This is a genomic window from Cryobacterium sp. PH31-O1 (assembly GCF_030063455.1).
GTDB lineage: Bacteria > Actinomycetota > Actinomycetes > Actinomycetales > Microbacteriaceae > Cryobacterium.
The window spans coordinates 394520-412711 of the sequence record NZ_JASITB010000002.1 but is presented as its reverse complement, the minus strand read 5'-3'; the positions used below and the strand labels follow the sequence as shown (position 1 = coordinate 412711).

General features: G+C 60.1%; 24 protein-coding genes and 1 pseudogene. 8 read left to right on the top strand and 17 right to left on the bottom strand.

What is annotated here, in order from left to right; all coding sequences use genetic code 11:
- Positions 1-96: 96 nt before the first annotated feature.
- The 17 genes and pseudogenes from QMK31_RS06795 to QMK31_RS06715 all read right to left on the bottom strand — a co-directional run bounded on the left by QMK31_RS06795 (position 97) and on the right by QMK31_RS06715 (position 11197).
- On the bottom strand, positions 97-843 hold the full coding sequence (locus tag QMK31_RS06795; RefSeq protein ID WP_283500174.1) for a TY-Chap2 family putative peptide chaperone: 747 nt from the start codon (positions 841-843) through the stop codon (positions 97-99).
- A 520-nt stretch (positions 844-1363) separates the two neighbouring features.
- A complete protein-coding gene (locus QMK31_RS06790; RefSeq protein ID WP_283500173.1) occupies positions 1364-2101 on the bottom strand; it encodes a DDE-type integrase/transposase/recombinase in 738 nt (245 codons plus the stop codon).
- 360 nt (positions 2102-2461) lie between these two features.
- The gene (locus QMK31_RS06785; RefSeq protein WP_283500172.1) at positions 2462-3466 is read right to left on the bottom strand and encodes a diacylglycerol/lipid kinase family protein; all 1005 of its coding nucleotides are present in this window, start codon (positions 3464-3466) and stop codon (positions 2462-2464) included.
- A 43-nt stretch (positions 3467-3509) separates the two neighbouring features.
- Complete coding sequence (locus tag QMK31_RS06780) at positions 3510-3947, bottom strand: YsnF/AvaK domain-containing protein (RefSeq protein ID WP_283500171.1); 438 nt, start codon at positions 3945-3947, stop codon at positions 3510-3512.
- A complete protein-coding gene (locus QMK31_RS06775) occupies positions 3944-4207 on the bottom strand; it encodes a GlsB/YeaQ/YmgE family stress response membrane protein (protein ID WP_283500170.1) in 264 nt (87 codons plus the stop codon). Before QMK31_RS06775 ends, QMK31_RS06780 begins: the two co-directional genes overlap by 4 nt.
- A gap of 284 nt (positions 4208-4491) precedes the next feature.
- Positions 4492-5259, bottom strand: a complete 768-nt coding sequence (locus tag QMK31_RS06770; protein WP_283500169.1) for a mechanosensitive ion channel family protein — start codon at positions 5257-5259, stop codon at positions 4492-4494.
- 130 nt (positions 5260-5389) lie between these two features.
- Positions 5390-6178 (bottom strand): DUF2382 domain-containing protein, encoded by a 789-nt coding sequence (locus QMK31_RS06765; protein WP_283500168.1) that lies wholly within the window; start codon positions 6176-6178, stop codon positions 5390-5392.
- Between the two features lie 72 nt (positions 6179-6250).
- Positions 6251-6895 carry a hypothetical protein gene (locus tag QMK31_RS06760; RefSeq protein WP_283500167.1) on the bottom strand — a complete coding sequence of 215 codons (645 nt, stop codon included), beginning with the start codon at positions 6893-6895 and terminating at the stop codon, positions 6251-6253.
- A 141-nt stretch (positions 6896-7036) separates the two neighbouring features.
- Positions 7037-7591 carry a hypothetical protein gene (locus QMK31_RS06755; RefSeq protein ID WP_283500166.1) on the bottom strand — a complete coding sequence of 185 codons (555 nt, stop codon included), beginning with the start codon at positions 7589-7591 and terminating at the stop codon, positions 7037-7039.
- A 263-nt stretch (positions 7592-7854) separates the two neighbouring features.
- Positions 7855-8051, bottom strand: a pseudogene (locus QMK31_RS06750) (NAD(P)-dependent dehydrogenase); the annotation flags it as partial.
- 112 nt (positions 8052-8163) lie between these two features.
- Entirely contained in the window at positions 8164-8427 is a 264-nt protein-coding gene (locus QMK31_RS06745; RefSeq protein WP_283500165.1) for a GlsB/YeaQ/YmgE family stress response membrane protein, read from the bottom strand.
- A gap of 84 nt (positions 8428-8511) precedes the next feature.
- Positions 8512-8919: a hypothetical protein gene (locus tag QMK31_RS06740; RefSeq protein WP_283500164.1), complete on the bottom strand. Its 408-nt coding sequence runs from the start codon at positions 8917-8919 to the stop codon at positions 8512-8514.
- A gap of 35 nt (positions 8920-8954) precedes the next feature.
- Positions 8955-9560, bottom strand: a complete 606-nt coding sequence (locus tag QMK31_RS06735; RefSeq protein WP_283500163.1) for a hypothetical protein — start codon at positions 9558-9560, stop codon at positions 8955-8957.
- A complete protein-coding gene (locus QMK31_RS06730) occupies positions 9557-10138 on the bottom strand; it encodes an Asp23/Gls24 family envelope stress response protein (RefSeq protein WP_283500162.1) in 582 nt (193 codons plus the stop codon). The genes QMK31_RS06735 and QMK31_RS06730 overlap by 4 nt, the downstream gene beginning before the upstream one ends.
- Positions 10135-10518 (bottom strand): hypothetical protein, encoded by a 384-nt coding sequence (locus tag QMK31_RS06725; protein ID WP_283500161.1) that lies wholly within the window; start codon positions 10516-10518, stop codon positions 10135-10137. Before QMK31_RS06725 ends, QMK31_RS06730 begins: the two co-directional genes overlap by 4 nt.
- Positions 10515-10706, bottom strand: a complete 192-nt coding sequence (locus QMK31_RS06720; protein WP_283500160.1) for a DUF2273 domain-containing protein — start codon at positions 10704-10706, stop codon at positions 10515-10517. The genes QMK31_RS06725 and QMK31_RS06720 overlap by 4 nt, the downstream gene beginning before the upstream one ends.
- Positions 10703-11197 carry an Asp23/Gls24 family envelope stress response protein gene (locus QMK31_RS06715; protein ID WP_283500159.1) on the bottom strand — a complete coding sequence of 165 codons (495 nt, stop codon included), beginning with the start codon at positions 11195-11197 and terminating at the stop codon, positions 10703-10705. Before QMK31_RS06715 ends, QMK31_RS06720 begins: the two co-directional genes overlap by 4 nt.
- Positions 11198-11334: 137 nt before the next feature.
- Between QMK31_RS06715 and QMK31_RS06710 the strand changes: the two genes are divergently transcribed.
- From QMK31_RS06710 to QMK31_RS06675, 8 genes are all read left to right on the top strand, one after another.
- Positions 11335-11910 (top strand): RNA polymerase sigma factor, encoded by a 576-nt coding sequence (locus tag QMK31_RS06710; RefSeq protein WP_283500158.1) that lies wholly within the window; start codon positions 11335-11337, stop codon positions 11908-11910.
- On the top strand, positions 11901-12500 hold the full coding sequence (locus QMK31_RS06705; RefSeq protein WP_283500157.1) for an Asp23/Gls24 family envelope stress response protein: 600 nt from the start codon (positions 11901-11903) through the stop codon (positions 12498-12500). The genes QMK31_RS06710 and QMK31_RS06705 overlap by 10 nt, the downstream gene beginning before the upstream one ends.
- Complete coding sequence (locus QMK31_RS06700; protein WP_283500156.1) at positions 12500-12838, top strand: hypothetical protein; 339 nt, start codon at positions 12500-12502, stop codon at positions 12836-12838. The genes QMK31_RS06705 and QMK31_RS06700 overlap by 1 nt, the downstream gene beginning before the upstream one ends.
- A gap of 363 nt (positions 12839-13201) precedes the next feature.
- On the top strand, positions 13202-13375 hold the full coding sequence (locus QMK31_RS06695; protein ID WP_283500155.1) for a CsbD family protein: 174 nt from the start codon (positions 13202-13204) through the stop codon (positions 13373-13375).
- Positions 13376-14555: 1180 nt separating this feature from the next.
- Positions 14556-15197 carry an NAD(P)-dependent oxidoreductase gene (locus tag QMK31_RS06690; RefSeq protein WP_283500154.1) on the top strand — a complete coding sequence of 214 codons (642 nt, stop codon included), beginning with the start codon at positions 14556-14558 and terminating at the stop codon, positions 15195-15197.
- The gene (locus tag QMK31_RS06685; RefSeq protein ID WP_283500153.1) at positions 15194-15640 is read left to right on the top strand and encodes a MarR family winged helix-turn-helix transcriptional regulator; all 447 of its coding nucleotides are present in this window, start codon (positions 15194-15196) and stop codon (positions 15638-15640) included. Before QMK31_RS06690 ends, QMK31_RS06685 begins: the two co-directional genes overlap by 4 nt.
- On the top strand, positions 15637-16497 hold the full coding sequence (locus QMK31_RS06680) for an SDR family oxidoreductase (protein WP_283500152.1): 861 nt from the start codon (positions 15637-15639) through the stop codon (positions 16495-16497). The genes QMK31_RS06685 and QMK31_RS06680 overlap by 4 nt, the downstream gene beginning before the upstream one ends.
- Before the next feature lie 739 nt (positions 16498-17236).
- Positions 17237-18166 carry a hypothetical protein gene (locus QMK31_RS06675; protein ID WP_283500151.1) on the top strand — a complete coding sequence of 310 codons (930 nt, stop codon included), beginning with the start codon at positions 17237-17239 and terminating at the stop codon, positions 18164-18166.
- Positions 18167-18192 lie beyond the last annotated feature (26 nt).

The following is an 18192-nucleotide window of genomic DNA, read 5'->3' as shown; positions in this document are numbered from 1 at the left end:
GGTCGAGAATGAGGGACACGCAATCATGTTTGCCCGTTCTTGCGCGTCGCCGGAGGTCTCGCCGAACAATGCAGGGTACGCCCGATCGGCCGCTGATCAGGGCTGGTAGGAGCCGAGCACCTGGAATGTGGTCGGCGAGAGACGATGTCCAGCGGCCACGAACATCGGCATCATCTCGTACGAATCCAGCGGGGTGTGAATGTTTCCAGCGATGTCGAGGATTGCGATCGGTTCGAGATCGCGCAGCAATGCCCAAAACGGCTGGTGGAACAGTCGAGTCCCGCCGCCGGCCGGTTTTACCGTCAAGGAATCGAGATAGTCAGAAACGGCTGTCCGAGTTGAGGGAAACGCTCGGAGGTATTCCGAGGCGGGCTGGTCGCTGCTCGTGAGCGCGGTCAAGGGCATTGGGGCTGTGACGACGTCCCATTCGTGGCCGTCGTTGATGACCGAGAGCAGGAAATTTTCGATGACACGGTAGACGAGGGCCCGCGGCGTGGTGGTGGGTTGTACGCCCGGTCGCTGTAGTCCGCTCTGCCGTTCGATCGTCGTGACGATTTCACGGGATGTCCCCGCCGACAGTATTTGCATCCAGGTAATCTGTCCAATGGTTGAACTGGTCACGAAAGTTACGCCGCTATCGAGTTCGAGCTGAATGCGCATGCCGTCCTGCTCATCGTGCACGAGCAGCAGGGGTGCGCCAGAGGTACCGGTAACTCGGGAGATGAGCAGGTGCGGATGCCGCCGAACGAGTTCGCTCGCAATCCACCACATTTGTGCGGTTAGAAATCGATCAGCTGGGGGTCGGGCGGCGTCAGGGAGCACGCCGTTGCCGGAATCACTCATGCCCAGACCCCGGCATCTCGCACAGTCCGGTGCAGCGCAGCACTGGCCGCAAGAATTATGGGTCGCGTGGTGTTCATAATGGTGCCCAATCGGGAGCTCGGCAGAGGGTTCGGTCCGACGGTACGTGCGGAACCGCGGGCCGTGTTGGCATCTGAGAGAGTACGGGTATTGTAAATTTCTGTCTGCCCCACCTTCGTGGGTGCATAGATCGTTCTAACCCGTCTACGTCAGTCCGTGCGCCGGCTGTCGAATTGTAGGGCGTTCAGCCGGCTCCCTCTCCGTTTGGGAAGCAGCCATCGTCATCATCGAACTCTTCCTGCTCAGCGCGGTCGTGCTGCAAATTGCCGCACGGCTGTTCCGATGCGGATCGATCTCGTACACCAGCAAGGTCTCCTTCAAGACGGTCTTCGCGCGACCCACTTTGAGCGCCACACGCAAGTAACCCGCGGGGTGATCAACGAGGATGCGTACCCATCCAGTCCCTCCCGCTCGCCTGGGCCGGGCGAGCGTCTCACGATGACTAAACCCGCTCGAGTGCGTCGACCGCCACAGACCAGGTTCGGTGATACCGCTCGAGCTTCCCGCACGTCTGGGGGTGCCGGGGCCGAGACTTGAGTTGGTGAATGTTCAGCGCTGCCAGGCGCTCTTGGAAGAAGACGGGTTTCTGTCCCGTGCGGGATGTGAATTGCAGCCCGTTGTCACTGATCAGCTGCCACGGCACGCCGTGCTCGCTGATCGCGGTGTCCATCGCCTTCCACGCTGCCTGCACCGTGAAACGCCGGACGGCGGTCGCGCCGTTCGCGTAGCGGGCATGGTCATCAAGCAGGTCGACAATCCACGCTTTCGACCCGTCGGCGAAGGCATCCATCGTGCCATCGATCTGCCACAGATCGTTCGGCGCATGACGCTTGAATCGCTTCCACTCCTTCGGCGCCCGGTGTTCCTGAGCCACGACTAGACCGTGCCGTTGCAACACGCGGTGGATCGTCGACACGACCGGAGGGCGGGCCAGACCGGCCTGCACCAGTTTCGTGTGTAGGGTTCGCGCACCCCACCGCGGATTATCGACACGCAGCTTCACGATCAAGGATTCGATCTCCGACGCCGTTCTGGACGGCGAGTATGTCGGCCTCGTCGACCTTGGCTGCAGATCAGGGACTCCTTCGGACCAGAGTCGTCGCCGGTAGTCGTAAAACGACTGCCGGGAGATGCCGCGGCGACGCTGATCCCATCGCGTTGCGGGGTCAACAGGATTCAAGCCAACGCTCGTTCACACTCATCACACTCATCACTCTCATTCAGAAAGAGTGTCAGGGATGTCCCGCATACAACCTGTCAGCGATGTGTCCGGGGCATACACATCAATCGTGATCGGATGGCTCAGTTTTCACCGTCGTTTTTGGCTTAGTTTTCAACCGTCGTTGACACCAACGCGATATCGGGACGCACCAATATTTTCTACCTTCGGTACGGCGTGGACGGCGTAAGTTCATGCGCCAGCACGTGGGTCGCGGTTGGGAAGATGTGGGACAGCAGACAGCAGACAGGGGGGCGAACTGAGGGAGGAGCGGATGACAAGCAGAATCCCAGTGTGTCAGGGCGTGTGTTCGTTGGTGAGTTATGTGCCGGGGCTAGTGTCTTTTTGCGGTACTCGCAGTCGAAGTCCACCGGGTTTGATGTGTGTCTCGAGTGCTAGAACTGTGCCGAAGCTGTCGCCGTCCAATTCGATCTCGTCTGCTTTGTTCAGGCGCATGGCCATTTTCGTTGCTTTGACGTAGGTGAGGGCATCTACGTCTTTGGTGGCGAGCAAACGGCCGACTTTGCTGCGGTGGAGAACACCATTTTCCCAGAACACTTTCACGCCGATTTGGAGCCAGCTGATGATCCCTTCGGGGCGGAGGACGGCGATATCAAAGAGACCATCATCAACGGCCGCGTCCGGCAGTAGTTGAACGTTGGCTTGGAGGGATCCGCAGTTTCCAATGATGACGGTATGAGCGCGGATAGTGTGCACGCGACCATCGTCGAGTTGGTATTTGACGTGGAGTTCGCTCTTGTCGCGTAGAGACTTCGTGATGGCGCTCACATACGCCAGCCACCCGACTTTCTTCTTCAGTTTCTCGTCGGTGTTGACGAGCATTTTCGCGTCTAGTCCGAGCCCGGCCATGACCAGGAAGACATGTGTGGTCTGTTTGCCATTTCCACGTCGCAGGTCAATGAGACCAATGTCCACGGGGCGGTCCACTCCGGTGAATGCGGTGTGGACTGACTGGTCCACGTCCTCGAGGACCAGTTTGAGGTTGCGGGCGAGGAGGTTGCCCGTTCCGGAGGGAACTAGGGCGAGGGCTGCGTTGCTGTCGTGCACGATTTCCGCAACGGCTCGGACCGTTCCGTCGCCGCCGGCGACGATGACCATGTCTGCTCCCGCATCAAGAGCGGCCCGCGCCGCGCCTTGCCCGGGGTCCTTTTCGGAGGTGGGTACGAACCGTGTGGCATTCCAGCCCGCAGCTTCTTCCTCCCGCGCCACAGCGGTCTTGATCGCGTCAAGGTCGACCTTGATCGGGTTGTATATTACGGCCGCCGTTCGCTTATTCGTAGTGTTGTCGTGGCTCGAATCGGTCATTTTGTCTCCGCCTGTTCTTTGGAAGTTGCCCGTGATGCGGACGTTACACATCCATGGTGTGCACGACGTCGATGTGCTCGCGACCGAGTTCTTCAACGACTTCCTGCAGTTCGGTGACGACGTGTGTGTGTAGGCGTACACGTTCGACCGGCACAATTCTTTTGGTGATGACCGCTTGTTCTTCACTGAGGATCATAACCAGGTCTTCACGTGGGTGCTCCTGCAGGTTAGATGGAGCGTCGACCCCGGTTTCTGCCTCCGAGATTCGTTCTCGAACGATGCGCACTTCTTCACGCCGAATGTCGACGGTGAGAGTTCGTTGCTCGGTGACGATGAACCGTTCGATCCGGACACGCTCGAACGGAACGACTCGGGTGGAGACGCGGAGTTGTTGTTCGTGGAGGGTGACCTCCAGAGGCGTCCGATCTCCCAGTGTGTTTCGCAGCTGTCCAGGATCTAGGTCGAATATCTGGTCGTTCATGATTTGCGTCGTTTGACGATTGCTCCGTAGATCAGGAGGACGATGATCGAACCGGCAATGGCCAGAAGCCACGTCTGGATGGAGAAGAAGTCTTGGAGGGGGGCGTTGAAGAGTGCACTGCCGAGGAACCCGCCGAGCAGGGCGCCGACGACGCCCAGGAGGAGAGTGATGACCCAGCCTCCGGCCTGTTTGCCGGGGAGAATAAGTTTGGCGATGGCGCCAGCGAGGAGGCCGAGGAGGAGAAATCCGAAAAAGCCCATGATGTGTCTACTTTCTTTAGCTAAAGCCGGTGCCGTGCATTAAGTGAGTAAGTGAACTGAGATGTCCTGATGCCCAGGCGGGCCTTCTTAACGTCGTTTGGGGGCGGACGTAGGCCCAGGGGTGCTTGGTCCGGGTTTCCGGTTGCGGAGTAGCCGCCTCACGAGGGGCAGGAGAAGGGGGAAGTAACGAAGGTAGCGAAACACGGCGTCCTCGGTGTGGAGTGGATGCTGGTGGGTGTGGGGTGGCGGTTGGCCCCGCCGGTGGGCGGGGCCAACCGGCGGGCTTATCGGGCTCGTCGTGCGGTAGGGGAAGAGGTGGTGGCGTTTTCTGCGCGCTGCTTGGCGTGCTGGGCTTGTTCGGCGATGCTGGGCGCGTTTTTAGCCTGCTGCTGAATTTTGGGGGCTTCTTCCTCAGCTTTGCTGAGGTAGGCCTCCCACCGCGCCTGCATGGGCTTGATTAGTCCTCCGCCGGCTCCCACGATGATGACGCCCGCGATGATAGCCAGGACAGCGATAAGGATCGGTGTGGTGACGGTGGTGGCAACGTCGATCTGGTTCAATGCTGCTGTGATGCCAATGAACACGATGAAAACGGCGGCGATATTGGCCAGTGCTTTCCCGTAGGACAGCCCCCCCAGGGTGTTTTGAATCAAGCCCTTTGCACCGGCGGCGACCGCTGCGGCGATGACGATGATGATGATCGCCACGATGATCTTTGGCAGGAACGCGATGATGCCTGCGAGCAGGTCACTGACCGGGTTCGGACCGAAGACACCAAAAGCGAACTGGAGGACGAACAGCACCAGCGTGTAGTACAAAATCTTGGCGATGATGTCGGAGGGGTCGAGTTTGGAGTTCGCGAGGGCTTTTTTGATCCCGCCGCGTTCTACGACTCGGTCGAAGCCGACTTTTTCAAGCAGCTTCTCCAAGGCCTTGGAGAGCACCTTGGCAACGATGAGGCCGACGATAAGAATAAGGAGGAACAGCAGGGCCAGCGGGACGAAAGCAATCACTGCTGCGAGTCCGTTTTGAAGCACGACGGGAAAATCCATGGGAGAAACCTTTCCAAGATGTACAGCACAAATGAGGAGTAACAAGGGGGGCGGCCGGCTACGGCCGATCCACGGGGAGGGTCATGCCGGCCAGCGTGGTAGGGCGTGCCGGCCGGCATGAGTGGGAGAGTTACTTTGTGGGTGCGGTATCGGTGTCAGGGTCGACGAGTTCGATCTCCTCGTGGGAAACCGCGGCGTTGACTTGCTGCTGCTCGGTGATGGTTTCTGTGCCGAGTGCGACGCGTTCCACGGGAACGGTTTCCTTGCTGGTGACCACGCGCTCACCGGTGAGGACGACTTCGTGCTCCTCCTCGCTGAGTTCGGGTCCTGCGGTGGCATCGCCCCGGTTCGCGTCGGTGATGGGTTCACGCTGCAGGGTGACTTCTTCATGGCTGACCGGGACGGTCGTCGTTACGTTTTCGGTGACGATGTGCTTCCGAAGCCGTGCCCGACCAGTTTCGACCTTCTGCGTGCCGACGAGTAGGCGCTCCTCAGAGCGAGTCATCGCCGTATCGGTGGTTGGGCCGGAGGTGTCGTAGCCCGTGGTCGCGTCGGAGTCGCTGTCGGCATCTTGGTCGTAGACGCCGGAATCCGCCACACCGGGACGCTTTTCCTTGCCGTAGTAGCGGTAGAGGGAGGATTCTTCTTCTTCGCTCAAGGCGCCATCATCGTCAATGCGGAGGGCGTCTTTCACCCTCGACTTCTCATACATGACGCGTACGATTCCGTCGTCGAACGTCGCGTCGTCTAGCGGTGCGAAGGTTTCCGATCCACCAAACAGGCCCGTCTTGACGGTGACCCAAGTCGGAGCTTGAGTATCGGAGTCGACATATACCTGCCCGACGGATCCGATCTTGTCGTCGCCGATGCCGTACACGTCGGCGCCGATGAGGTCGTTGACATTGTTCGTGTTGATCATTCGTTTCTCATTTCTTATGTGGGGTGGGTGCGGATATGTGGTGCGGTGGTGAAATTGTGGTGGGCTGTATTGTCAGCGGCCGAGGCCAGCATTGTCGACCCGGCGGTGGTAGCGCATGCCAGCGAGGCCGCCGAGAATGGCGCCGAGAAGACTGATCACCAAGGCGATCACGGCGGTGGAAATGCCGCCGGCGGTGACGTCATCGCCATTGAGGGGAATACGGGGCACGCTGTTGAGGCCGGAGAGGACATCGGCCTGGCTGCCCGCGATGAGGCCGACAATGGCTAGGACGACGGCAACGATGATCGTCCACACCCACACTGCGACGCCTTGCTTGAGGCCGTCGAAGCGTGCCATCCTCCCAGCGACGTACCCACCGCAGTAATACGCGACCAGCACTATGACCGCGAAGATGATCGCGGCGACCACTCCGATGGTGCCGGCGTTGTCTGCCGCGCTGTTGGCGACTTGGCCGGGGTCAGAGTTGGTACTAAACCCGATGACAGCGCCAATCGCAGCCAGCAGGGCGGTAAGAAGCAGGGCGGTTCCGGTGGCGGTGAGCCAACCAAAGAACGCCGATCCGAACTTCATTCCCCCAAATTGTGCCCTTTCTCGTTCAAGAATGCGGTCCCTTATCGGGGTGTCGGTGCCGGCGGCACGGGCGACGACGGGGTTCGGGGCGTTGCGGTTGTGGGTGGATTCGTTGGTGTTTGACATGGACAGCTCCAATAGTGGGCGTCCACGACGGCGGTGTGTTGTCGCGGCGTGGACGGGGTCTGGGTTCACGTTGGGATGAAATTTAGATGGTGCAAAGTTCCAGCACCCGGAGGTGTACGGCCGCAGGGGTTGACCGGGGTGCTATTTCCGAAAGTTCTTAATGGTTGTCTGCAGAAGTCCTTTCAGGGGCCGTTGTTGTTCGCCTTGCTGCGCGGCGAGGACGATCACCACGAGGGTGAGGGCGGGTGTCACCCACTGCAAGACGCGTTGCTGACGCTGCGTCGACGCGAGCAGGTCGGAGGCGCCATCCGCAGGCTCTGTAACACCGTGGGTGGGTTCGTCTTGGTGGTTTTTGATTGTTCGCCCGAGGATCCCGGAGTAGGCGGTCGTGGCCCCGGCGAGGACGGTGACGATAGTTTTCCATGTCGTGTTGGTGCGGCTTTCCTGCTGCGCTGCCAAGCGGGTCTTGTTGGCGCCGATGAGTCCGATACCGCCGATGCCGTGGGCAAGGAGCGCGGCCAGCTGCACGGGCGCCCATTTGGCCCAGCCGAGCGAGGAGAGCCGGAGCCGATCTTGCGGAGAAGCGGCCTGAGCTGTAGCACCGTTCAATCCGACGGCGCCCATCAACGATCCGCCAAACCAGGCGGCAAGTCCAAGGTCGTGCAGGCTTCTAATGACTGTGTTGCGACCACTCATGGGTCCTCCTTGATAGTGATTAGTGTGTAAGGTGAAGCAAAAATTTCTGTTCGCGTGGATCGGGCAGGCATTTTTGCGAAGGGTAATATCACCGCTTTGTCCAGTGCTCAGGATCGCGGTGATGGCGTCAGGGATTACGGGGCGTGGCTAGACAGCGTGCCGTGGGCGGCGTGCGCACGGTGGGCCGTGGCGTTGTCGCACGTTGACGAGGAGCTCTCGATGAGGGGCCGTGGGTTACGTCGGATGCCCCATACCATCCGTCGTTAAGGGGTGGGTTTACCGCCGTTCACGTTGAGGGTCGCCCCAATTACGGAGCTGGATTCGGCTGAGGCGAGAAACCCGTAAGCGGGGGCAAGCTTGGTGGGTTGTGCAATCCGGTCGAGGGGGTGTCTTGTCCGAGTTGGGGACGCTCGGAGACTATTTGCCCACCCGCTGTTTGCAGGCGAGTCCAGACTGGTCCGGCTTGACGATGTCCTCGCTGGGGGGAAGTTCTCCCTGAGGATTAGTCATTGCGTTCCTTTCGATCGAATACGGTGTGCCCGTTGGAAGGCGGTTTTAGGGCTTGGTGGGGATTACGCGCGGCGTCGGCCTGCGATGAAGCCGTAGGCGAGGAGGACGATGAGAGATCCGACGATGGCGAGGATCCAGGTTTGGAGGCTAAAGAAGTCTTGGAGGGGGGCGTTGAAGAGGAGACCGCCGAGCCATCCACCGAGGAGAGCTCCGACGACTCCGAGGAGAAGGGTGATGAACCAGCCGCCGGCCTGTTTGCCGGGGAGGACGAGTTTGGCGATGGCGCCGGCCAGGAGGCCGAGGAGAAGAAAACCGAAGAAGCCCATGATGATGTTCCTTTATGTAGACGCGGGGTGTGCTAGGTCAGGGATGGTGAGGATGTGTGTGCGTGAGATGCGTGGGACGAACAATTAGGTGGGGCCGCCGCGGATGCGAGCGATCCAGTCGAGAATCCACGGGATCGCGTTGCCGGCGTTGTCGACGGCTGCGAAAGCGACGGCAAATAGAGGGTAGAGAGACACGATGAGGCAGAGAAGTGTTGCCGTACTCGCGAGAAACCAAGACAGGGCTCCGTTTCGGCTCAGGCCGGTGAGGGTTAGCAGGCCAAGGACGAGGATGTATCCACCGATTGTCGCGATGATGATCTGCGTTACTGGAACCTGTACGAAGGGAGCGAACGCGAGTCCGGTTCCGATGAGTGAGAGGACGGGGGCGAGGATGAGCGCGGTCACTGCTATGCAGCAGAAGATTCCTGTGCCGAGGGCGAACCAGACGACGCGTGGTCGTAGCCGGGAGACTGCTCTAAGCCAGTAGGTCACGTCGTCGCCTGTCCTGGTCGGGCTGGGAGTTGTGGTTATCGGAGTCGGGTGGGTTTGCTGGTAGCGGCGCGGAATCCGCCGCCGATCTGCACTGCCGCCGGTACGTCCCGGCCGAGGAGGACGCTGAGGGAGGCGAGAGTGTTCTCGACATCATCAACAACCTGCTTCGGGGATACGCCGCGGCGGGCGGTGGTCGAAATCTTCAGCACGGGGGTCCCGTTGACTTCGTAGGTACTGACCCGCGACGAGATAAGCTCGGCATGCTCGTCAAGCGCTGATTGCATGAGCTGCTCGGCAACTTTGGACTCCACGGTTATGTGTCCCTGCCCTGCTGGAGTGTCGGTGAAGAGGGTCCCGGTATGGCCGTGGCCCTGCCGGAAAATAAACACCACGAGCAGGATGATCAGGAGCGCTAGAGCCGCGATCAGGGCGATGAACCACCAACTGTGTTGAAGTCCAGGGATGGGCGCTGCAACGAACCAGCTGGTGACCTTCTCAACCACCGTCGGCGCAGTGTTCTTGTATGCGTCGCTGACCTGCGGGATCGTGGCCACGAGGATCACGCCCACGCCCAAAGCGAGAAGTATGAGGCCGACGATGAAGGAGAAGGTGCGGTTCAGGAACCTGTTGGTGTTGTTCATGATCCGCGCTTTCCGTATTCGTCGATGACGACTCGCGGCCGCACTTTCGGGATGAGTGCGTACGAGTCCAGCTGTTCCTGCACCGCCGCGAGCACCGCGCTCGTGTCGATAGTCGCGCCGATCGTCGGGTTCAACGTCACCACCGCTGAGCGGTGCGAGACACTGACGGTGACATTGTCCGGGCTGATATTCCCGGCGGAGGCGGCGTGACGGGCGAGCCCGGAAGCGATCACCGCGTTGTCCACCACCGCCGAGGTTTTCTCCGTCTCGACGAGGTGCCGTGCCCGTCGTCCTGCGGTCAGTGCTGCAATCATAATGATGAGCCCAATTAGAGCGGTGACGATGCCACCAGCGACGACGATCCCATTGGTGTACTCCGCCAGACCCGCTGTTGCCTGGGCAACTCCAAACATGTCGCTGACCAGCGCCGGTTGATCGGCGAGGTGAAGGATCATCTCAGTGATCGCGTAGGCAGAAGTGAGGATCACGATGACCGCGAGGGTTATCGCCAGTCCACTGCGGGATGAATGGGTCTCGCGACGTTTGATGCGTTGGTAGAGCGCGGTGGTCTCGCTCATTTGACCCTCCTTTCGTGGATCACATCGGCTCCGTTTAGGCGGATACTGACCCGGCCGATGCTGTACCCAGTCAACTCCGACACCCGCGACATGATTGATGCCTGCGCAGCCTCAGCTCGGTCCAGGACTGTGCCCCCGGTCCGGGCAATCAGACTGCGGTCGATGTTCACCCGGAGCAAGGACGGAACCTTCACCGGCGTCGTGATCACCAGATTAAGCGTTCCACTCTCGTCGGTTACGGTGACCGATGTTCTCTTTGGGTCGGACCCGAAGGCTTCGGCTGTGACGGTGGAGACGATCCGGTCGAGCGCACGCGGACTGATCCGAGTGCGGCCGCCGGTGGTTCCGTTTTCACCGACAGCAGGGTCGGTGATAGTCACGACGAGCTCTTCTTGCCCTGGACTGCGGAAACGATACTCGACACATCGAGTTTTCCCTCGACAATTCGACCGATCAAGGCCCCGATAGCCATCGCAACGGCGACAAATAGGAAGGCCCAGAAGCCAAATACAATCCACGTCAACGCCAGGACAGCGCCGATTCCCATGCCCATTTTGGTGGCTGTCACTGGACGCGGGATTCGGAGTCGTCGTCCTTGTCGTCGGAGGGCAGGTGTACGTCGTTAACGTCGACGTTCACCTCAACGACCTCTAGCCCAACGAGATTGGTGATGGCGCGCTTGACAGCCGCGCGGACGGCCGATGCGACCTCGTGGACGGGGGTGGGGTACTCGACGACAATGGTGATGTCGACGGCCGCCTGGGTCTCGCCGACCTCCACTTTGACGCCCTGCGTAAGATCCTCGGCGTTGACGACATTGCGCAGCGCTCCGAACGCACGAGCACCGCCACCACCGAGAGCGAACACGCCGCGCACCTCGCGGGCAGCGATTCCAGCGACCTTAGCCACCACACCATCGGCGATGGTGGTGTGCCCACCCGCTGAATCATCCACAGGAGATGCTGAGGGCGCGGTGCGGTCCACGCGGGATGCGCCTGCACCAACGCCAGCAGGCTTGGGGGGAGTGGGAACGGTGGAATTCTGGTTGTCGTTAGCCATGATCATCCTTAATATGTGTTGGGAAGCGCAAACGCAAGTACTATGACGTGGTTCGCGTGAGCGGTAGTGTCGCTCAAGAAGTAAGACGCACGGAGCCGAGGATTCGTCATGAAATTCTTTAAGAAGATTCGGGGAGCATGAGCGAAACTGTGCAATACCCCGATAGGGATCGTTTGGAGGATGTTGCCGACGCGATCCTGGTGGGGCGCGCGGTGGACGGTGACACCGGCGCGTTCGAAACGTTGATCCGTAGGCATGGCCCGTTGATGCGCGCGTACACTGCGCGGATTGTTGGTTCTATGGCCGATGCGGACGATGTCGTTCAAGACGCATTCCACACGGCGTGGCGTCGGCTACCGGAGCTGCGTGATCCGGCCGCGGTGCGGCCTTGGCTGATGCGCATCGCCAGTCGCCTCGCGTTTAGCTCACTGCGACGAAAACCCGCTGAGGTAGAACTTCCAGACCTGGAATCGGCGCTGCCCGCTGATACTCAACCGGAAAATATTGCCGTGAGAAACGCGCAGCTGAGGGCACTCTCAGCGGCGCTTGACACACTGCCAGAGGACCAACGTCGATGCTGGCTGCTGCGCGAGGTCGGAGAACTCAGCTATGACGATATCGCGCAAGAAATGGAACTACCCACAGCGACCGTGCGCGGCAAACTGGCCCGAGCCCGAGCTAGCATCTACGCACAAATGGAGGGATGGCGGTGAACGACAACGAACCCAGAACACTCGACTGCGGAAAAACGGTGGAAGAGCTCAGCGCATATCTTGCAGCTGGTCGTACCCCGTCCGACCCCCGCATTGAGACCTGCCCCGAGTGCCTCAATGCGCTCCAAGGCCTCGCCCGGGTGTCGCAGCTTTTTCAGGACCTAATAACGCAAGACGTCGCTGACTTGCCAGCTCCGCCGGCTAACTGGTTTCAGGACATCATGACGAACATCCACCGTGAGGTACGCGCCGGGCGATCTCTCCCACTGCCTCACCCCGACACACGTGTGGATCTCAGCGTCACCGAAGGCGCCGTTCTCGCCCTGATCCGCACCGTGGGCGATACCGTCCCAGGATTGCTAATTGGTACCTCCCATCTCGAGGGCAACGTTGAGGAACCCGGCGCCCCCGTTGACGTTTCCGTCACCGCCAGCGTTCTCTGGAACCATCCCATCCCCGATGCCGCACACACGCTGCGTGCACTAATTTCCGACGCTCTCGCCACGCACACAGCACTAAACATCACCGCAATCAACATCACCATCGAAGACCTGCACCGAGAGACCACCGACAGCGACAAGGAGACCTGATGGGCGCCACCAGCAACGAGGACGGCCACCCCCTTGATGAAGACCTGCTCACGGCACGGGTCCACGCCATTGACGGAGTCACCGCTGTCTACCCACCTGCCCCCACGCTCACTCAAATTTCACACCTGCTCGCCGCCGTCGTGACCGGGGACTCGCAACGCCTCGACCGCGTCGATGTCCGCACAGATGGGGCTACGACCGCTATCACCGTGCGCGTGGGCACCAGTATTGATACGGCCACGCCAGACACCGCCACACGTGTAGCTGACGCCCTGCTCCAGCACATACCTGATGGCCACGACTCCACCGTGACAGTTCAAGTGTCTCGTATCGCCTAACGTAATCAAGAACGACGACCGCCCAACAACGACTGCCAGCGCTAGACGCACTCAGGTAGCGGCGAGGCAGGACAGCGACACAAAAACTCCCCCGTTGTGATCAAGAAGGGCTGCTTGACCGATCAGTGGCCAGTGCACGACGAGCCACTGGGGAATGCCGACTGCGCCAACTCCCGCGAAACCTAGATCCGAGTGTTCTCCCTCTCTCGGTCTCCCTTGTCAGTTCGGTGCTGACTGTCTACTCTGAGCGGTAGGAGTTTTAGGCACGGGCGGATCAGGATCACAACGCACATCCTTGACCGAGCTTTCTCCAACGCAAAATAGGCACAGCTGAGGAAAACTAACAGAAGAAAGAGGATGGCCATGAGCGCATCAGACAAGATCCGTAACACCGCCGAAGATCTCAAAGGCAAAGCTAAAGAAGGGCTTGGTCACGTCACGAACGATGACTCTAAAGTTGCCGAGGGCAAAACCGACCAAGCTGCCGCCAGCGCAAAGAAAGCCGGCGAAAACGTCAAAGACGTCTTCAAGAAGTAGTCCCCCGCCGCTACTGTTTCTGGGCGGGCCCACCCGCGTTGCCCGAAACTGCAGATGGGACCGCCCGAGAACTCATCCAGATTCTGAGGTCCACGAAAAGCCGAATTAGCAGCAGTGGGCCGGTCTTCCCCACGTGGGGCTCAATCCGGTTATTCGGTTCGGGCGCGCAACACCGCTACGAGTGGAAGGGTCGGGTCAGTGGACGAGGCCGGGATGCGTGTCCGTGTCCTCGGTGGTGCTTCTGCGAAATAGGCGAAGTGGGTAGAGCGCAGTCTCACACAATGCAGAAATGCGGCACTGCGGGCAGTACCAATAGTGGTGAGCGGTAGGGCCATCAATTTCAAGGCCGTGCAAAGAAGTTTTGCACGAGGGTTCTCCGGGAGGCTCTCGCATCGGGCCAGTCTGCATCCCTCCAGACGGACCCGCCAGAAGCGTTTGTGATGCGGGTCCGATACCAGTCGTGCATGACGGTTGCTCATAAGTAGATAACGTGCGCAAAAGGGGTAGGTAAGAACATCACGATTCCTAACCGGCGAGGCCGTGTCTGACACCCTTGACTTGAGGCCGCTGGACGTCGATTAGAGCTGCTCCGGGACCGCTGTGACCAATATAACGTCGTGCTGATCGTCTTCGGTACGCCCGATCCGTGAGGTACTTTAGCCGATACACCCAGCTCTACAGCCGAGTGGGCATAACCCACTAATACAAAACTCTCGGCCCCGACGAACTCCAATTCTTCTTCGAACGACACTGGCGAAAACTTCGAAAAACTCTCGGCGCCAACGACTTTCCCGGCCCTGAACCGAACGATTGGCTGGCGCTCAGGACTTCAAATAATCATCTTGCTAAAGGAACCATTGCTGAGATGTCTGCAGTAGTCCTGCAGATGACTTCGGGGGCTGGGTCGATCGGCTTTTGGAATGGCGTCAGCCAGCCGCTCCTGGGCGTCTCGTAACTCACTATGTGTTCCCAAAATAGGCTCATAACTTACGAAACATAGTTGCGAGAATCGTCGGTGAGGGCGGTGCCGCGGCGAATCGTTGCGCAAGCTCGGCAGCGATGAGACCTATCGCGACCCTAGGGATACGAGATGCAGTAGGCAGCGATGTGTGGCTCCCGGGTACGGGCTCTACCATCGTGGCCATCGATACAAATATTGTTTAGCTGCTAAAGTAAAGGAATGATTACGACCATTGCTCTGTTCGGTGCGACCGGGAAAACCGGTCGTCGTGTGCTCGATCAAGCTCTCGCGCGTGGGCTCTCGGTGCGCGCACTCGCGCGCGATCTCGACAAGATCTCCGTCGCCGATGATCGACTAACCGTGATCGAGGGGGATGTGTTGGATGCGCGGTCGGTTGATCGGGTGGTGGCGGGGGCGGATGTTGTGCTCAGTGTGTTTGGGTATGTGAAGGGCTCGCCAGATGACTTGCAGGCGCGCGGTACTCGGCTCATCCTGGAGGCGATGCAGCGTCACGGGGTCACGCGGATCGTGACCCTTTCTGGCGGAGGCTTGCGTGCTGAGGGCAAGGATCAGCCGAAGCTGCCAGATCGCATCATCCGCGGCCTCCTGAAGCTGCTGTCGGGCCAAGTGCTCGCAGACGCCGAAGCGCACTTGGCGCTGCTGCAGCAGAGTGGACTGGAGTGGACGGTGGTGCGCGGACCTCGCCTGAGCGAAGATCCGGGGACGGGCTCGTACGGCGTGGGCTGGGTGGGTGGCGACAGCACCACAAAGATCAGTCGAGACGACCTCGCCGAGTTTCTTATCACCCAGATCGACGATCGCCAGTATGTGCACGAGATGCCGTTCGTCAGCGCACGATGAGCGCCGCCGAGGGGCAGGTCGACCCGGTGCGTGTGGTGCTCGGCGCTGTAGCGTCGCTCAGTCGATTGCTGTCGTCAGAGCAGCGGCGTCCGTTCGAAGGACGGATACTGACTGGTTCGCAACTATCGGCGCTGTTCTTCCTTGCCCGGAACCCGTCAGGCTCGACCCCTGGACGGCTCGCGGAGCTCCTCGCAGTGTCCGCCGGCGCTGTCACTCAACTTGTCGACACGCTTCGGGCGGAGGGTCACGTAGACATAGGAGTCCACCCCGATGATGCCCGATCGCGCATCATCGTGCTCTCCCGCACCGCCCACGACGAGGTGGAGCACTTCGAAGGAGCCACCGCCGAACGACTGCGACCCAGGTTCGCGGCCCTGACGCCGGCCGAACTGACAACCCTCGCGAACCTCATGAATCGCGTCACCGTGGAGACGAAAGAATGACCAAGAGTGTTCTGGTGACCGGCGCGACCGGCACAGTCGGTGACGCTGTAACGGAATTTCTACTCGAGCGCGGAGAATCCGTTCTCGGCGCCGTGCGCAACACAGACGACGCGGTCCACCTCCGTGAGGGCGTGGAAGCACGACACTTCGACTTCTCGATGTCACCAGCCGAACTCGATCAGGCATTGGATGGGTGCGACCGACTGTTCCTCATGCGACCTCCCGCGATCGCTGATGTAGAGAAATACCTATTTCCGGTCATCAATGCCGCCGGGCGTCGCGGCATCCAACACATCGTGTTCCTGTCGTTGCAGGGCGTGCAGCAGAACCGCAGCACCCCTCACTACGCCGTCGAGCAGTACTTGAAGAGCACCGGTGCGCCGTACACATCGTTGCGCCCGAACTTCTTCATGCAGAACTTGTCGACCACCCACGCGGCGGAGATCCGTGAAGACGACGACGTCTTCGTACCCGCCGGGCGCTCGTTCACCGCATTCATCGACGCCCGCGACATCGGCCGCGTTGCCGCCGCCGTGCTCACCGAGCCCGGTCACATCGGGCGGTCATACACCCTCTCAGGAGAACAGAGCCTCACCTACCGCAACGTCGCCGCCATCCTCAGCCACACGCTCGGGCGTAGCATCCACTACCGGCGACCCAGCGAAACCGAATACCTCGTCCGACTGCGCAAACAGGGCAAGCCCGAGGACTACATCGCCGTGCAGAAGATGATCTACCGCATCGTGCGCTTCAACATCTCAGCTTTCCCGAACCGATCCGTCCGGCGCCTCACCGGACAACCCGCCACCACATTCCTCGAATTTGCCGCCCGCGAGCGGGATGCGTGGGAGAGGTGACAGCGGTCAGCCATCAATCATTGCGTAGCGCATTCTTGGGAGTTGCCTTTTAGCTCTAAGCGCCTCAAATCTAGTGCGGGTGGTCGGAGCGCCGTCTCGCAGCTCAGGAACTGGCCAGACATCTGCCCAGCGAAGCGCCGGTTCGCTTCGCTGGGCGGGTGTCGCCCACGCGTAAGTGTCTCGTGAGCTAAGCGCCTCGCAACGCTAGAGTTGCAAGACAGAGCAACTCCTAATCAGTTCACTTGTGACGCACCCGTGACCGACGCAAGTTTGCTCCTAACCGACGCTCTCAATTTCTGGCTCCACCAAGTCGCCATTTCGACGCTCTACCTGAGGCTGACCCTCGGCTAGGAATTCATCGGCTCTCTGTCTGACATCTCCTTCGACCTGCGCGCACTGGAGGGATTCGACTCGATTCTGTTCCAGCGGATCACCACTTCGCGGCCGGCACGGCAGAATGCTGTATGGAATCGTCCGAGACTGCTAAGCACTGACGAGGCTCACTACGTCCGCAGCTACGATCACCGAGCAGTCATCGACGGCCTGCTGTGATGATTCAAGTCGCGCGCCGCCAGTGACCGTCGGGGCTTCCTCGGAAGTTCCTTCGCAAGGGCGACGCTCACGCCCTACATCCACAGATGCGGAAGATTTTGAACAGGTCAGCGAATCCGCCGGCCGCGACATCTGCAACGTACGCCTTGGCGGTGCGTATGGCTGCGGGTCTGCAACTATTGGTCACATGGTTCGAGACAAAAAGGGCGGCGCGAAGCATGTGGGCGACAAAGGCAAAAAGGGTGCGGTCAGTCCCTTCTTGAAGGCGGTCGGGCCAGTGCTTCTCGTTCTGCGGGATGCTTTCGTCTTTACGATCCTGACATTTCTCGGAGCCGTCGTGGCCGTGCTGTCCCCAATCGTGTTGACCGACCCAGGGTGGGGCACGGCCCGAATCATTGCCGGCGCAATTGCGGCCGGGGCAATCATGGCTGACAAGGCAGCCGACCGTTACGACAAAAAACTTGGCGAGATCACCTTTCGAGAGAGCGAACGATCTGCCGAGAAAGCGGTCGATGACCTGAACATTTTCATAAGCGAAGCGATCGAGTCGACCTTCTTGCGTGGTGCCGCTCGAATTGAGGCAATTAAGGCATTGCGGCGCACTCTCGCCCGGCAAGCTGCCAGCGCGATCGGCGACGACAGCCGTGCGTCATATTATTCGCTGCGCAGGGAAGCAGGCGGCCTGCGCATTCTCGATAACCCTCTCCACGAAACTAGGCATGGGCGCAATGATCGACCAAACAGGCCTTTCCTGGAGCGAGAAGACCCAGATCACGAGGTTTGGGCAATTCTCGACAAAGCCGACGAAGAGACCGAGGTCAAGAGTGACCCCGAAGTCGTATACGGCGTTGACTGGAGTCGGAAGAAGTACAAGACGTTCTACTCGGTGCCTGTCAAGGCGAATATGGTGCAGCTCGGTTTTCTGAGCGTCAATAATGCGAAGGTGGGTGCCATCGGCGGGCCGCAGCGCGCTTCGATCCTCGGTATGGCGCGAACTATGGCGCTAGTTATCGCCGCGCAGAAAGGGCCGGAGTTCTTGAACACTCAGGCCGCCTACTACCAAGTGTCAGCCGGTACCGATACCGTTACAAATATCACGGAGGAGGTCACACCATGAAGGGCATGAACCCTGAGGAAGCCGCC